Origin of the sequence: Isoptericola cucumis (assembly GCF_014635665.1) — a bacterium.
GTDB classification, from domain to species: Bacteria; Actinomycetota; Actinomycetes; order Actinomycetales; family Cellulomonadaceae; genus Isoptericola; species Isoptericola cucumis.
On sequence record NZ_BMDG01000001.1, the window covers coordinates 426,885 to 441,351 of the forward strand.

Annotated in this window: 14 protein-coding genes; 6 read left to right on the forward strand and 8 right to left on the reverse strand. The window is 76.2% G+C overall.

Annotated features, from left to right (window positions below; translation table 11 throughout):
* Nucleotides 1–837 precede the first annotated feature (837 nt).
* Together IEW03_RS01910 and IEW03_RS01915 are read right to left on the reverse strand one after the other, a co-directional pair.
* Complete coding sequence (locus IEW03_RS01910) at nucleotides 838–1,824, reverse strand: hypothetical protein (RefSeq protein WP_188521941.1); 987 nt, start codon at nucleotides 1,822–1,824, stop codon at nucleotides 838–840.
* A gap of 107 nt (nucleotides 1,825–1,931) precedes the next feature.
* Complete coding sequence (locus IEW03_RS01915; protein WP_229737312.1) at nucleotides 1,932–2,495, reverse strand: DinB family protein; 564 nt, start codon at nucleotides 2,493–2,495, stop codon at nucleotides 1,932–1,934.
* 62 nt (nucleotides 2,496–2,557) lie between these two features.
* Here IEW03_RS01915 and IEW03_RS01920 point away from each other — a divergent pair, with 62 nt between their 5' ends.
* A complete protein-coding gene (locus IEW03_RS01920) occupies nucleotides 2,558–3,160 on the forward strand; it encodes a TetR/AcrR family transcriptional regulator (protein WP_188521942.1) in 603 nt (200 codons plus the stop codon).
* Nucleotides 3,161–3,191: 31 nt separating this feature from the next.
* Here the strand turns inward: IEW03_RS01920 and IEW03_RS01925 are convergent, their stop codons facing one another.
* Complete coding sequence (locus IEW03_RS01925) at nucleotides 3,192–4,058, reverse strand: sugar phosphate isomerase/epimerase family protein (RefSeq protein ID WP_188521943.1); 867 nt, start codon at nucleotides 4,056–4,058, stop codon at nucleotides 3,192–3,194.
* Nucleotides 4,059–4,133: 75 nt separating this feature from the next.
* On the opposite strand from IEW03_RS01925, the gene IEW03_RS01930 reads away from it, so the two are divergent.
* Both IEW03_RS01930 and IEW03_RS01935 read left to right on the forward strand, forming a co-directional pair.
* A complete protein-coding gene (locus IEW03_RS01930; protein ID WP_188521944.1) occupies nucleotides 4,134–4,781 on the forward strand; it encodes an HAD family hydrolase in 648 nt (215 codons plus the stop codon).
* Nucleotides 4,782–4,805: 24 nt separating this feature from the next.
* Complete coding sequence (locus IEW03_RS01935) at nucleotides 4,806–5,798, forward strand: phosphotransferase family protein (protein WP_188521945.1); 993 nt, start codon at nucleotides 4,806–4,808, stop codon at nucleotides 5,796–5,798.
* Between the two features lie 4 nt (nucleotides 5,799–5,802).
* Here the strand turns inward: IEW03_RS01935 and IEW03_RS01940 are convergent, their stop codons facing one another.
* Nucleotides 5,803–6,630 carry a GAP family protein gene (locus IEW03_RS01940; protein WP_188521946.1) on the reverse strand — a complete coding sequence of 276 codons (828 nt, stop codon included), beginning with the start codon at nucleotides 6,628–6,630 and terminating at the stop codon, nucleotides 5,803–5,805.
* A 127-nt stretch (nucleotides 6,631–6,757) separates the two neighbouring features.
* Here IEW03_RS01940 and IEW03_RS01945 point away from each other — a divergent pair, with 127 nt between their 5' ends.
* Together IEW03_RS01945 and IEW03_RS01950 are read left to right on the forward strand one after the other, a co-directional pair.
* Nucleotides 6,758–8,155 (forward strand): sensor histidine kinase, encoded by a 1,398-nt coding sequence (locus tag IEW03_RS01945; RefSeq protein WP_188521947.1) that lies wholly within the window; start codon nucleotides 6,758–6,760, stop codon nucleotides 8,153–8,155.
* The gene (locus tag IEW03_RS01950) at nucleotides 8,152–8,850 is read left to right on the forward strand and encodes a response regulator (protein ID WP_188521948.1); all 699 of its coding nucleotides are present in this window, start codon (nucleotides 8,152–8,154) and stop codon (nucleotides 8,848–8,850) included. The genes IEW03_RS01945 and IEW03_RS01950 overlap by 4 nt, the downstream gene beginning before the upstream one ends.
* An 85-nt stretch (nucleotides 8,851–8,935) precedes the next feature.
* Here the strand turns inward: IEW03_RS01950 and IEW03_RS01955 are convergent, their stop codons facing one another.
* From IEW03_RS01955 to IEW03_RS01965, 3 genes are all read right to left on the reverse strand, one after another.
* Nucleotides 8,936–9,802: a carbohydrate kinase family protein gene (locus IEW03_RS01955; RefSeq protein ID WP_188521949.1), complete on the reverse strand. Its 867-nt coding sequence runs from the start codon at nucleotides 9,800–9,802 to the stop codon at nucleotides 8,936–8,938.
* Nucleotides 9,803–9,838: 36 nt separating this feature from the next.
* The gene (locus IEW03_RS01960) at nucleotides 9,839–11,809 is read right to left on the reverse strand and encodes an NHL domain-containing thioredoxin family protein (RefSeq protein WP_188521950.1); all 1,971 of its coding nucleotides are present in this window, start codon (nucleotides 11,807–11,809) and stop codon (nucleotides 9,839–9,841) included.
* 79 nt (nucleotides 11,810–11,888) lie between these two features.
* Nucleotides 11,889–13,034: an endo-1,4-beta-xylanase gene (locus IEW03_RS01965; RefSeq protein ID WP_188521951.1), complete on the reverse strand. Its 1,146-nt coding sequence runs from the start codon at nucleotides 13,032–13,034 to the stop codon at nucleotides 11,889–11,891.
* A 153-nt stretch (nucleotides 13,035–13,187) separates the two neighbouring features.
* Here IEW03_RS01965 and IEW03_RS01970 point away from each other — a divergent pair, with 153 nt between their 5' ends.
* The gene (locus IEW03_RS01970) at nucleotides 13,188–14,198 is read left to right on the forward strand and encodes a LacI family DNA-binding transcriptional regulator (protein ID WP_229737313.1); all 1,011 of its coding nucleotides are present in this window, start codon (nucleotides 13,188–13,190) and stop codon (nucleotides 14,196–14,198) included.
* A gap of 41 nt (nucleotides 14,199–14,239) precedes the next feature.
* Here IEW03_RS01970 and IEW03_RS01975 read toward each other — a convergent pair whose 3' ends face one another.
* Nucleotides 14,240–14,461, reverse strand: coding sequence for a hypothetical protein (locus tag IEW03_RS01975; RefSeq protein ID WP_188521953.1), 222 nt, complete (start codon nucleotides 14,459–14,461; stop codon nucleotides 14,240–14,242).
* Nucleotides 14,462–14,467: the final 6 nt, after the last annotated feature.

Sequence of the window (14,467 nt, forward strand, 5' to 3'; positions counted from 1 at the left end):
TCGGGCCCTGCCCCGTGGGCCGACGACGGTGTCGGCCCCGGGGCGGGGCGATCGGGTGCCGAGGCCCCCCGGGGCGGCCGGGGGGCCTCGGAGATGACCGCGTACCTCTGATCGACGATCCCGGGGATCAGAGGCGCCGTGGTCGACGTCACGGCCCCGGCGGTTCGTCGTCCCCGGTGCGGCTCCTGCGCGACACTGTGGCGCGCCATCGCCCCACCGGGATCCGTTCTCCACGAACCGCCGGACGCGGGTGGTCTTCCGGCCCCGTACAGGCTCCTGTGTCGTCACCCACAACCCGCACCGCGGTACGGGACGGCCCGTCGTTCTCCGGTCGACCGGCGTCTCGTGGAGGAGGCCGCGACCGTGCGTCGCAGGGGATCGGCGGCCCGATCTCCACGAGACCGGTACGCACGTTTCTAGACCTGGTCGCAGCGCTGTGCAAGGGGTCTGGAGCAACTTTTCGGCCCGGTCTCGTCGGCCACAGGCTCGTCCACAGGAGCAGCCCCGGAATCCCCACACCGCCCACAGGCCTGTGGAAACAATCTGTGGACGAACACTCCGCACGCACGGCACCGGCAGCGTCCGCGATGCGGACCATGACCCGGTCGACACGGACCACCTTCCCCGCCCCCTCCCGCGCAATCCGCAGGATTCCGCGGCTCCCACCCCTCGGGCGGACGTCGCACCCTGGGACGACGGCCGGTCGCGCGCCGTCCGCGACCGCGGGACGACGGATCGCCGCAGGTGAGCGGCGTCACAGCCGGGCCGGCGGCCGCGGTGGACACAGCCTGTGGATAACTCGGGCTGTCTCCACAGGCACGCCGTCGGACCGTGCCGTCAGACCCAGGCCCGGGCCCCGGGCACCTCCGCGAGCCGGGCGTCCAGCGCCTGGGGCGTCACCACGAACCCGTCGTCGTCGACGACCGTGCCGCCCACCCGGCGGCACAGCTCCTGCGCCAGCCGCGCGTGCAGCACCCGCGTCCGCGCACGGGCGATGAGGTGCACCCCCGACGGACGCTCCACCAGGAGCTCCTCCGCGTCCTGCGGCTCCCACCGGACCCGGTACGCGACCGCCCTCCCCTGCTCGCCCACCACCGGCCGCGGCCAGCCCTCGGCACGGACGACGTCGACCACCGTCGCCCCGTCGTACGGGGTGGCGGCGACCACGCGATAGTCCGCGCCCACGCTCCCGTCCTGTGCCGGTCGCGCCGTCGCGACGAGCGTCCGGACGGCCGCGAGGAGGTCGGCGGGCGTCAGCACGCGCGACGTCCACAGCGTGAGGTCGACGCCGGACGACGGGTCGGGGCGCAGCGCCTCGCGCCCGTCCGCGAGCAGCACGCCGCCGGCCCGGCGGGCCGCGGCGACCGCCCAGCGCACCACCTCCAGCTCGCCCCGCTCGGGCAGACCGGCCGCGAAGGCGCGGGCGATGCCGTCCGGGTCGTCGTACGTCGCGGGCTGCGGGCCGCGCGCGTCGTGCCCTCCGTCGAGGCGGTCCAGCGCCCACGCGGCCGCCGGGTCGACGACCCCGAGCGCGCGGGCGCGGGCCGGGGCCACCTCGAACGGGCCGGTGGCGCGGTGCTCGTCGCCCAGTCGCAGCACCGCGGGCCCGGGCGGGGGCTCGGGCGCGCGCCGCAGGCCGCGGAAGCGGGCACCGAGCGACGGTGGCGGCGGGGCGCCGGGGGCGGGCGGCGGCGTCAGCCAGACGGTGTCGTCGAACCACGCGGCGGCCAGGCCGGCGACCTCCGCGGGGCCCGTCGCGGCCGGCACGACCAGCACGTGGCCGGCCGAGTGCTGGTCGGGGACGAGGGACTGGTCGGAGGCCATGGAAGCGGAACGTACCGGGCAGATCGCCCGGAGGGGTCACGCACGAGACACGAACGGGTCACGACTGCGTCACGGGCGCCCCGTGACGCCTGCGCCGCGCCGGCCCCTCAGGCGCGGACGTCGTGCAGGTGGTGGACGAAGTCGTGCACGAAGTACTGCCCGAGCGTCCGCACGGTGAACTCCGACCCGTCGGACCGGCGGCCGGCGCGCTCCTCGTCGGCCGGCGCGACGGCGTCGAACCGGTCGGCGACGACGCGGCCCGCCTGCTCGAGCTCGTCCGCGAGCACGGCGGGGTCCTGCCCGGCGTAGTCGCCCTCGAGGGCGGCGACGTCCTGGTCCCAGTTCGCGAACTGCGGGTCGCGGACGGTCAGGATCTGCACGAGCCGCTCGTCGAAGATCCGGAACACGTCCCGCACGTGGGCGGCGTACTCGAGCGGCGACCAGACGCCCGGCTGGGGCCGCTCCCCCACCTCCGGGCGGGCGAGCACGGCACGCCAGCGGGGCAGGCTGTCGCGCACCACCGTGCCGACGTCCGCCACCGGGACCCCGGCGGCCGTGAAGCCGCACTCGGGGCACGTCCGGGACAGCACCCAGGTCCAGTCCTTGGTGTCGGGCACGATGCCGTCCGGCTGGGCGGCGGGCACGTCGGGGGAGCCGGTGGAGTCGGTCACAACGGCACCATAGCGCCGCCCCCTGGTCCCAGGTGCTGACAACGGCTGCCTATGATGTCAGCATGCCCAAGATCATCGGCAAGAGCCTCCACGAGCACCGCCAGATGACCCGGCACAAGCTGTTCACCGCCTTGTCGACGCTGATGTCGGAACGCGGCTTCGACTCCATCACGCTCGCCGACATCGCGACGGCAGCCGGGGTCGGTCGCACCGCCGTCTACAACCACTTCCCTGACAAGGAGGCGCTGCTGCTGGGGTTCATCACGCACGAGACCGAGCAGTACGCGCAGACGCTGGAGCGCGCGCTCGCCGAGGTCGACGACCCCGTCGCACAGCTGCGCACCTACATCCGCCAGCAGGCGCAGCTCGCCCGCGTCTTCCACCTGGCGCCCGGTCCCGACCTGCGGACCGTGCTCTCCCGCAGCACGCAGGCGCGCCTGCGCGAGCACGCCGAGATCGTGGAGTCGATCCTCAAGCGGATCCTGCGGGCCGGCATCGCCAACGGCGAGTTCCCCCGCCAGGACATCGAGCCCACCGTGCAGCTCGTCAACGCCTGCCTGTCCGGGCGGCTGATCCCCGAGGACCCCGCGGCGCGCGAGCGGGCGATCCGCGCGGCCGAGGTGTTCGTGCTGCGGGCGGTCGGCGCGCAGGAGGCGGCGGCCTGACCCACCCGGTCGTCCGGGTCGGCGGCCCGGGTCAGCTGCCGGGCGTCCAGGCGTCCGCGGGCCGGTGCCGGTGCTCCGGCGGCGGCGGCGAGTACTTCTGCGGCACCGGCGCCAGGTGCGCGCGGGCGAACAGCAACGACGCCTCGAGGTCGGCGTGCCGCTCGTGGGCGGTGCGCGCCTTGCGGGTCGAGATCTCGACGACGACGTCGCCGCCGAACCCGCGCCGCTCGAGGTCCTCGAGGACGGCGGCGCAGCCCATGTCGCCCCGCCCCGGCACGAGGTGCTCGTCACGGGCCGACGCCGTCCCGTCGGCGAGGTGCACGTGCCGCAGCCGGTCGCCGAACCCGGCGACGAGCGCGAGGCCGTCCTGCTGCGCGACGGCCGCGTGCGACAGGTCGAGGGTCACCGCGTCGTAGTCGTGGTCGGCGGGGTCCCACCCCGGCAGGTACGCCTTCAGCTCCCGCTCGCCCTTCGAGCGCGGCCGCCACGGGTACATGTTCTCGACCGCGACCGTCACCTCGCCGGACTCGTTGAGCTCGTGCACGAGGTCCTGGAACTGGCGCGCGTACTTGTACTGCCAGCGGAACGGCGGGTGCACGACGACGGTCGACGCGCCCAGCTCCCCCGCCATGTCGACGGCGCGGCGCAGCTTCGACGCGGGCGCCCGGCCCCACACGCGCTGGCTCACCAGCAGGGTAGGGGCGTGGATCGAGCGCACCGGCACGCCGTGCTCGTCGGCGAGGCGGGTCAGGGCGGCCGGGTCCTGCGTCGCGTCGTCCGACCACACCATGACCTCGACGCCGTCGTACCCGAGCTCCGCCGCCACCTCGAAGGCGAACCCCGCGCGCCGCGGGTACACCGAGGCGGTCGAGAGCGTGACGGGGATCGATGCGGCCATGGGTCGCACGATAGCCGCCACGTCTGAACGGCGGCTGACAACCGGCTGTCCGCCCGCCCCGGATAAGGTCGCGCCATGGTGCGCGCGGTGGTGTTCGACGTCGGAGAGACCCTGATCGACGAGACCCGGATCTGGACCCGCTGGGCGGAGCGGCTGGGCGTCCCCGCCCTGACGTTCATGGGCGTGCTCGGCGGCTGCGCCGCGCTCGACCTCTCGCACCGCCGGGCGTTCGAGCTGGTCCGGCCCGACGTCGACGTGCCCGCCGAGCTCGCGCGCTGGGCCGCCGACGACCCCGACGGCCTGCGGGAGAACTTCGACGCCGACGACCTCTACCCGGACGTGCGGCCGGCGCTCGCGGCGCTGCGCGCCGCCGGGCTCGCCGTCGTCGTCGCCGGGAACCAGCCGCCGCAGGCGCGCGCGGCCCTGGAGGCCATGGACCTGCCCGTCGACGCGATCCGCACCTCCGACGAGTGGGGCGTGCAGAAGCCCGAGCCGGCGTTCTTCGCCAGGGTCGCCGAGCTCGCGGGGCTCCCGCCCGCCGACATCGCCTACGTCGGCGACCGCCTCGACAACGACGTGCTGCCCGCCGCCGACGCCGGGATGCGGCCGGTCCTGCTGCGCCGCGGCCCCTGGGGCTACCTGCACGCCGAGCGCCCCGAGGCGGCCCGCGCCACCGTCGTCGACTCGTTGCACGACCTGGTCCCGCTGCTCGCCGGCCCCTGACGGCGCTCGGCTACGCTCACGCGCATGCTCACCAAGACCGCGGTCAGCGCCGACCAGGTCGCCGCGCTCGTCGCCCCGCTGGGCGTCGTCGCGCGGGTCGAACCCCTGACCGGCGGGCTGTTCGCGAGCGTCCAGCGCGTCGACCTCGCCGACGGGCGCCGCGTCGTGGTCAAGGTGACCGGGGCCGACACGTCCCGCCTGCTGCGCTACGAGCGCGGCCTGCTGGGCACCGAGGCGAGCGTCGACCGGCTCGCCCACGACGCCGGGATCCCCGTCCCGCGGGTGCTGCACGTGGACGCGACGCGCGCCCACGTGGACGGCGACGCGCTCGTCACGACCTTCCTCGACGGCGCCCTGTGGAGCACGCTCGACCTCGACGAGCACGCGACCGCCCGCGCCCGCCGGTCCCTCGGCGGCGTCATGGCGTCGCTGCACCGGATCACCGGAGACCGGTTCGGCTACCCGGCGCCCGAGGCCCGCCTCGGCGCGGCCACCTGGCCGGAGGCCTTCGCCGCGATGGCGCACGCCGTCCTCGACGACGCCGGCCGGTGGGGCGTGCCGCTGCCCGCCGACCGGCTGCGGGCCGCCGTCGAGCGCCACCGAGGCCTGCTCGCCCGCGTCACCACCCCCCGCCTGGTGCACGCCGACCTGTGGCCGGGCAACCTGCTGCTCGACCCGCGCGCCGGCACCGTCGTCGGCGTGCTCGACGCCGAGCGCGCGCTGTGGGGCGACCCGCTGTTCGAGCTCGTCGGGTGCGACCAGCTCGGGGTCGGGGCGGTCGACGCCGGCCTGCTGGCCGGCTACCGGTCGGCCGGCGGGCACCTGGGGCTGGGCGACGGCACGCCCGGCGCCGGCGACCCCGACGCCTGGACCCGGCTGCGGCTGTACCGCGCGTACTTCGCGTGCCTGCTGGTCGTGGAGGTCGTGCCGCGCGGGTACACCGGGCCGTGGGTCGCCGAGCACGAGGCGGCGGCGCGCGCCAACCTCGAGCGCATGCTCACCGAGCTCGGCGCCTGACCCGTCAGCCGGTCCAGCCGAGGCCGCCCATGGCGTTCAGCGCCAGCAGCACGCCGAGGATGCCGAGCACCCAGCCGGTCATCTCGGCGGCGTTCTTGGACAGCCACGCCTCGAGCCGGCGCAGCAGCGGGTCGACCCGGCGTGCGGCGACCAGCCGGGCCGCCGTGAGCAGCAGCGCCGGCAGCACCATGACGACGCAGTACGCGGCCAGGACCCCGCCGGCGACCGGCGTCGTCAGGTCGGACGCCGTGAGCAGGCCGATCGCCGCGAGGTACGGCAGCATCGTGCCCACCTCCAGCGCGACGGCGCCCAGCGCCAGCCCCATGAGCGGCGCGACCGAGGCCCGGCTGCGCACGACCGTCGTGGTCGTGCCGACGGCGCCGGGTGCCGCGTCCGCGCCCGGCACGGCCGCGTCGAGGCCCATCGCACGCTCCCGCCAGCGCACCAGCCGTCCGGGGCGCGCGCCCTCCCGCTCGGCCCGCGCACGGGCCTTCTTGCCGTCGAAACGGAAGCTCAGCGCGACCAGCCCGATGCCCAGCAGCAGCTGCGCGATCATCACCGGCCGCGAGTCGAGGGCGTCGCCGAACCGGTCGAGGAAGGCCCCCGCCCCGAGCAGGACGACCACCCCCACGGCGAGGTAGAACACCGCGACGGTGCCGAGGTAGGCGAGCAGGCGGCCCGGCCGGAGCCGGCCGGGTGCCATGAGCAGCCACACGGGGATGAGCAGGGTGCCGAAGCTCGTCGAGTCGACCAGCGCGAGCACGACGAGCACGCCGGCCATGGCGCCGAGCCCGGCACCCTCCAGCCCACCGAGGTCCAGGGGAAGATCCATGCCCCGATCCTCGCGGGCCGGCACGGGCGCGGTCGTCGCCCGATCGGGTGATCCTGCCGCGGGCCCGCGGCCCGCCGTACGCCGTTCGGACGACTCGCGCCGCGGCGCGCTGTGCTGGGATGGAGCCGTGAGCGTCGAACCTGCCGGGCCGGGCCCCTCCGGGCCGTGGTGGCGCACGCTCGCCCGCGCGCTGCGCACGCTCGCGACCGCCGACGACCGGCGGGGCGACGCCGTCACCGCCGTCCTCACGTTCCTCCTGGGGTGGCTCCTCATCGAGGTCGGCCTCGTCGACATCGTCCGCTGGGGCGGTCGCCTCGACGACCTCGACCCCGAGCCGTGGTGGCGCGTGGCGCTGCTCGCCGTCGGCTGCATGCTCATCCTCGTCAAGCGGGCGAACCCGATGCTCGCGCTGGCGGGCGGGCTCGTCGTGACGCTCGTGGACCTCGCGTGGGGCGGCACCCTCGCCGTCGTCCTCGTCCTGTGGGACCTGCTGTACGGGGCGGCGCTGTGGTCGGGGCCGCGGGCCCGGGCCTGGCTGTGGGGCACGGCCCTGACCGTGAGCGTCGTCGGGGCGGTGGCCGCGGGCGAGGCCGCCCGCGACGTGCGCTACTTCGTCTACACCGGCCTGCAGCTCGGCGCCGTGCTGCTGGTGCCCATGTGGTGGGCCGACAACGTGCGGCAGAAGACGGAGCTCGCCGAGCTCGAGCGGGCCCGCGCCGACGAGGCCGCCCGGGCCGCCGAGCTGGAGCGCGAGCGCGCGGCGGACCTCGCCACCATCGCCGAGCTCGACCGCCACGAGGCGGTGCAGGCCGAGCGCGCCGCGATGGCGCGCGACCTGCACGACGTCATCGCCTCGCACCTGTCCACCATCGCGATCCACTCCGGCGCCGCGCTCGCGGTGCCGCCCGACGACGCGGCCGGCGCGCGTCGGGACCGGGCCGCGCTCGAGCAGGTCCGCGCGAGCTCCGTCGCCTCGCTCGCGGAGATGCGCGCCATGATCGAGCTGTTGCGCGCCGACGCCCCCCGCGACCCGCTGGCGGCCCCCGGCCGCCTCGACCGGCTCGGTGCCCTCGTCGACGACGCCCGGGCGGCGGGCGCCGACGTGACGGTCGAGGACCCCGACCGGGTCACGACGACCCCGCTGCCCGCCGCGACGGGCCAGGCCCTGCACCGCATCGCCCAGGAGGCCCTCACGAACGCCCGCAAGCACGCGCCGGGGGCGGCGGTCGTGGTGCGCCTCGCGCGCCACGACCTCCCGGAGCCCCGCCGGTCGGAGGTGGTGCTGGAGGTCCGCAGCGGCGCCCGCGGCGGCGCCCTGCCCGACGGCGCCCTGCCCGACGGCGCCCTTCCCGCGGGCGCCCTCAGCGCGGGTACCGGGATGCTCACGATGCGCGAGCGGGCCGAGGGGGTGGGCGGCACGTTCGGCGGCGGCCCGGCGCCCGGCGGCGGCTGGCTGGTGCGCGCCGTCGTGCCCACGGACGCCGTCGCCGCCCTCGAGCCCGACCACACCGAGGAGGCCGTGTGAGCACCCCGTCCCGCCCCGACGCGTCCGTGCGCGTCCTGCTGGCCGACGACCACGCCGCGATCCGCGCCGGGCTGCGTCTGCTGCTCGACGCCGCGCCGGACGTGGAGGTCGTGGGCGAGGCCGCCGACGGCACCGCGGCCGTGACCAACGCGCGGGCGCTGCGCCCCGACGTCGTGCTCATGGACCTGCGCATGCCCGGCGTGGACGGCATCTCCGCCACCCGCACCATCACGGGCGAGGGGCTGGCCGCGGTGCTGGTGCTCACGACGTTCGACCTGGACGAGTACGTGGACGGCGCGCTGCGTGCCGGGGCCGCCGGGTTCCTGCTCAAGACGGCGGAGCCCGCCGCGCTGCTGGACGCGGTGCGGCGCGTCGCGGCCGGCGACGGCGTCCTCGCGCCCGAGGTCACCCGCCGCGTGCTCGCCCAGCTGACGGGCACCGCCGCCGCGCCGTCCGCCGCCGCCGCGCCGCCGAACCCGGCCGCCCCGGCGGATCCCCGGCTCGCGGGCCTCACGCCGCGCGAGGTCGACGTGCTGGGCGCGCTCGGCCGCGGGCTGTCCAACCAGGGCATCGCGGACGAGCTCGTGATCACCGAGGCCACCGCCAAGACCCACGTGTCGCGCGTGCTCGCGAAGCTCGGCGTCGTGTCGCGGATGCAGGCGGCGATCGTCGCGCGGGACACGGGTCTGGCGTGACGCGACGTGACCCGACCGCGGGGAGGATCGACGCCCTGCGGCGTGTCGCGCGGCGTCCGGGACGTGGAACCCCGCAGGAGCGGCGTCAGCCGACGGGAGCCAGGCCCGGGCTGCGCACCACCCGCGCGGCGTGCGCGGTGCCCGCCGCGAGCGCCCCGGCGAGGTCCGCCCCGCGCAGGTGCGCGTCGAGGAAGCCGGCGAAGAACCCGTCGCCCGCGCCGTTGGTGTCGACGACGTCGTCCACCCGCTCCGCGGGCACGTCGAGGAAGCCGTCGACCGTGAGGGCGGTGGCGCCCCGGGCGCCGTGCGTGCACACCACGAGCCGAGCCCCGGCGTCGAGGCGATCGGCCATGAAGGACCGATGGTCGGGCAGGCGGTCGGAGCTGAGGAACACGTGCGTGCCGGCGTCGGCCCACGGGCGGTGGAACGCGGTGGCCCCGTCGTAGTCGTGCAGGTCCACCCACACGTCGCGGCCGCGCTCGGCGGCCGCGACCAGCACGGGCACGGAGTGCGCGGCGAGGTCGACGACGACGGCCGCGGCGGCGTCGATCGCCGCGAGCGTCGCGTCCCAGCCGGGCCCGGCGGCGGCGACCTCGCCGGGCGCGCGCAGGTAGACGGACAGCCGGCCGCCGCCGGTGTCCATGAAGTTGAGGTGGCTCTCGGTGCGCCCGTCCGGCGACGGCTCCGCGAGCACGCGCACCCCGGCGTCGTCGAGCACGCCGCGCACGCGCGCGCCCTCGTCGTCGTCCCCGAGCACGGTGCGCAGCACGACTCCTCGGCCCAGGCTCGCCAGGTTCAGCGCCTTGCCCGCGGAGGTGCCGCCGACGGCGTCGTAGGCGCCGCGCGCGAACACGGTGTGGGGCGTCGGGTCGGGCAGCGCGTCGAGGTGCACGATGCGGTTCCAGGACACGGGGCCGGCGACGAGGACGTCGGCGGGGCTCGATGCGGTCACGACGGGAACCCTAGGGTGCCGCGGCCTCGGCGCGCGTCAGCCGCGCAGCGGCAGGCTCAGCGACGCGTCGCCGTCGGCCGTGACGCGCACCGGCACGCCCCAGTCCTGCTGCGCCAGGTGGCAGGCGGGGAAGACGTCGGGGTCCGGCTCGCCGTCCGGGCCGAGCGGGACGACGTCGCACGACGCCGCCTTGGCCGTCACGTGCAGCACGCCCTCGGCCACGTCCGGGTTCAGCACCAGCACGCGGCGGAGGTCGACGCCGTCGCCCGTGCCGTCGAGGAGCAGGTCGGGCGGGGTGGCGCTGACGCGCAGCTCCGTGGACGGGCCCCAGCGGTCGTCGAGCTTCTGTCCCGGCGCGGGCACGAACGGCACGTCCAGCCGCAGCTCGCCGGGCGCCACCGGCGTGGCCGGGCGCGCCACGCGGTGCGCGCCGCCGTCGAGCACCTCGCCCGCGACGTCCGCCGGCAGCGCCACCCGCGTCAGCCGGTGCGCGGCGGACTCCACGACGAGCAGGTGGACCGCGTCGTCGGACGTCTCGACCAGCACGTCGCTCGGTTCCGCGAGGCCGGTCGCCAGCGTCGTCACGACGTCCACCGCCGGGTCGTACCGCCGCAGCGCGCCGTTGTACGTGTCGGCGACGACGACGCTGCCGTCGGGGAGCGTCGCCAGGCCCAGGGGGTGCTGCAGCAGCGCCTCGTCCGCCGCGCCGTCGCGGTGGCCGAAGTCGAACAGCCCTCGCCCGACGGCGGTCGTCACGACGACCGCCCCGTCGTCGGCCGGCGTCACCCGGCGCAGGGCGGACGTCTCGGCGTCGGCGAGCCAGAGCGCATCATCCGCGCCCGGTCCCGTCACCGGGGCCAGGCCGGACGGCTGGGCGAACCAGGCGTCGCCGCCCGGACCGTCCTCCAGGCCCTCGTTCATCGTGCCGGCCAGCAGGCGGATCGAGCCGTGCCCGTCCGCCGGGTCGAACGCCCACAGCGTGTGGTTCCCGGCCATCGCGACGACGAACGCGCCGAGCCGCGGCGACCAGGCGACGTCCCACGGGGAGCTGAGGCGCACGGTGGTCGCGGGGTAGGTCGCGGCCGGGTCGAACGCGTCGGTCGACCCGACGACGTTCTCCATCCCGCCGACCATGAACTGCTCGCCCGTGCCCGCCACCGTCCGCACGCGCCCGGTCGCGAGGTCGACGCCGCGCAGGGCGTGGTTCACCGTGTCGGCGACGAGCACGTCGTAGCCGAGCGCCGGGCGCAGCTCGTCCGGCACCAGGCAGAGCCCGTTCGGCTCGCTGAACCGCGCCTCGTCGGGGGCCGCGTCGCCGCGGGAGTCGGCGAGCCCGCGCTCCCCCGAACCGATGCGCCGCAGGAGCGTCTCGCCGTCGGGCCCGAGCTCGGCCAGCGCGTGGTGCCCGGCGTCGGCCACGAGCAGGTTCCCGCCCGGCAGCGTCACCACCTTGGCGGGGAAGCGCAGTGTGCTGGGCTCCGGCGTCGGCGGCACGTACGGCCCGTCGCCGCGGTGCAGGGTGCCCCGGGCCTCGTGCTCGGCGACCAGCTCCTCGACGATCGCCTCGATCGCGGACGCGTGCCCCTCCCCCGCCATCTGCGCCACGACGTACCCCTCCGGGTCGACGACGACGAGCGTAGGCCACGCGCGCGCCGTGTACGCGCCCCAGGTCACCAGCTCGGGGTCGTCGAGCACGGGGTGGTGCACCTCGTACCGCTCGACGGCGGCCGCGAGCGCGTCCGGGTCCGCCTCGTGCGCGAACTTGGGCGAGTGCACCCCCACGATCACCAGCTCGTCGCGGTGCCGCTCCTCCAGCTCGCGCAGCTCGTCCAGCACGTGCAGGCAGTTGATGCAGCAGAAGGTCCAGAAGTCGAGCACGACGACCTTGCCCCGCAGGTCGGCGAGGGCGACGTCGCGGCCGCCGGTGTTGAGCCAGCCGCGCCCGACGAGCGCGGAGGCACGGACGCGGGGCAGGCGGGACGAGGAGTGAGAGGTGTCGCTGCGCACGCCTCATTCTCCCCCCGGACGACCGCCCGCCCGCCGTCGGGCGGCGACGGCGGGCGGCCGTACGTGGGCGGGGGGGGCGTCAGCCCCGCAGCGCGGGGTGCCCGGCACGCCCGCTGGCCTCGGCCAGCGTGTCCTGCAGGGCGAGGTACGCGGGCTTGCGGGTCAGGTCCTCCCACAGGACGGTGGCGGCACCCTCGCCGGGGAAGGTGTGCGGCACCCACGAGTAGGTGTCGGGCAGGCCCCACACGGTGAACGAGTCGCAGCCGTCGACGGCGAGGCAGCCCTCGAGCATCCGCTGGTAGTAGTCGGCCTGCTGGGTGAGCTGGGCCTCCGTGGGCGTCGCGCCGTCGGGCAGGTCCATGCGCACGTCCACCTCGGTGAGCGCGGTGGCGAGGCCCAGGTCGGCGAAGCGCTGCAGGTTCTGCGCCAGGTCGCCCGGGAAGCCGTAGCGGATGCTCAGGTGGCCCTGCGCGGCGAAGCCGTGCACCGGCACGCCGTCGGCGAGCAGGTCCTGGACCAGCGCGTAGTAGGCGTCGCTCTTCGCGTTGACGCCCTCGACGTTGTAGTCGTTGAAGAACAGCAGCGCGTCGGGGTCGGCCTCGTGCGCCCAGCGGAACGCGTCGGCGATGATGCCGGGGCCGAGCTCGCGGATCCAGATGTTGTCCTGCGTGCGCAGGTTGCCGCTGTCGTCGAAGACCTCGTTCGCGACGTCCCACTGCTGGATGGTGCCGGCGTACCGGCCGACGACGGTCTGGATGTGGTCGCGCAGGATCGCGCGCAGCTCGTCGGGCGTGTGGTCGCCCTCGGTGAGCCACGAGGGGTTCTGGTTGTGCCACAGCAGGGTGTGGCCGCGCACGTCCTGCCCGTTCGCGCGGGCGAAGGCGGCGATCGCGTCGGGGGCGGCGAAGTCGTAGGTGTCAGGCGCGGGGTGGATGGCGTCCCACTTCATCTGGTTCTCGGCCGACAGCGAGGTGAACTCGCGGCCGAGCAGGTCGCGGTAGGCGGCGTCGCCGGTGAACGGGTCGGGGTAGTCCTGGCTCAGGTGGTGCCCGCCCCCGGCGACGGCCGAGCCGATCTTGAGCACGTCGCCCGCGGCCCAGGCGAGCGTGTCCTTCTTCGCCAGGCCCGGCGGCCGGTGGTCGGACGGCGGGGCGGCCGCGGCGCTCGCGGCTCCGGCGGTGGCGATCAGGGCGGCGGAGGCCAGCACGGCCAGGGCTCTTCTCATCAGGTCTCCTTCGACGTGACGGACGTCCGGAACTTTCCGGAATGTGGTGCAGCGTATTGACGCCCGCCCCGGCCCGTCAACGAGGGCCGTGGCCCCGGGCGGGACGCAGGTCCGTAGACTGGCGCCGCCCCAGGACCGAAGGCGGAGGTGGCCGTGGCAGCGCGCATCACGATCGCGGAGATCGCGGCCCGCGCGGGCGTGTCCGCGCCGACGGTCTCCCGCGTCCTCAACCAGCGCGGCGACGTCGCCGCCGACACGCGCGAGCGGGTGGAGCACCTCCTCGCGGAGCACGGCTACCGGCGCCGGGGCGCGCCCGCCCCGCGCCCCTGGACGCTGATCGACCTCGTCTTCGACGACATCGACAGCCCGTGGGCGCTCGAGGTCCTGCGCGGCGTGGAGGACGAGGCGCACGGGCTCGGCGCGGGCACCGTGGTCTCGGCCGTGCACGGGCGCGCGGCCGAGCGGCGGCGGTGGCTCGACAACGTGCGGGGCCGCGAGTCCGGCGGCGCCGTGCTGGTCACGACCGGGCTCGACGCCGCGCTGCGGGCAGAGCTGCAGGAGCTGCGCATCCCCGTGGTCGTCGTGGACCCCGCGGGCGGCGCCGACCTCGGTCTGCCGACCGTCGGCGCCACGGACTGGGCCGGCGGCCGGGCCGCCACCCAGCACCTGCTCGACCTGGGGCACACGCGCATCGCGCACGTCGCCGGCCGGCCGGACCTGTGGTGCTCGCGCGCCCGCCTGGACGGGTACCGCGCCGCCCTCGACGCGGCCGGCGTGGACCTGGACCGCGACCTCGTCGCCACCGGGGCGTTCGACTACCGGTCGGGCTTCGAGGTCACCAGCCGATGGCTGGCCGACGGCGCCGCGCCCACCGCGGTCTTCGCCGCGAGCGACCAGATGGCGCTCGGCGTCTACGAGGCGCTGCGCCAGACGGGGCGGCGCGTGCCCGACGACGTGAGCGTGGTCGGGTTCGACGACCTCCAGGAGGCGCAGTGGTCGTCGCCGCCGCTGACGACGGTGCGCCAGCCGCTCGACCAGATGGGGCGGCTCGCCGTGCGCACGCTGCGCCGCATCACCGACGGCGAGGACGTGGCGAGCCCGCGGGTGGAGCTCGCGACCGAGCTCGTGGTGCGGGCGTCGACGGCCCCGCCCCGCACGGCATAGCGGCTCAGGAACAGCTCAGGGAGCCGCTCGAAGGGAGCTGCTCAGAGGGCGGTGACCGCCCCGACGACCTGCACGCGCACGGGGACGCCGTCCACCACGGGCGGCACGTCCTTGCGGGCGCGCGGCGTCATGACGTTCACCTGCAGCACCCAGTCCGCGGCGTCGCCCCGTTGCGCGAGCCCGACGCCGCACACCCCCTCGACGCTCTCGAGCGCCCGGCGCAGGGTCGGTTTGGCGGCGCGTGCCTCGTCCCTCGTGACCATGGATCC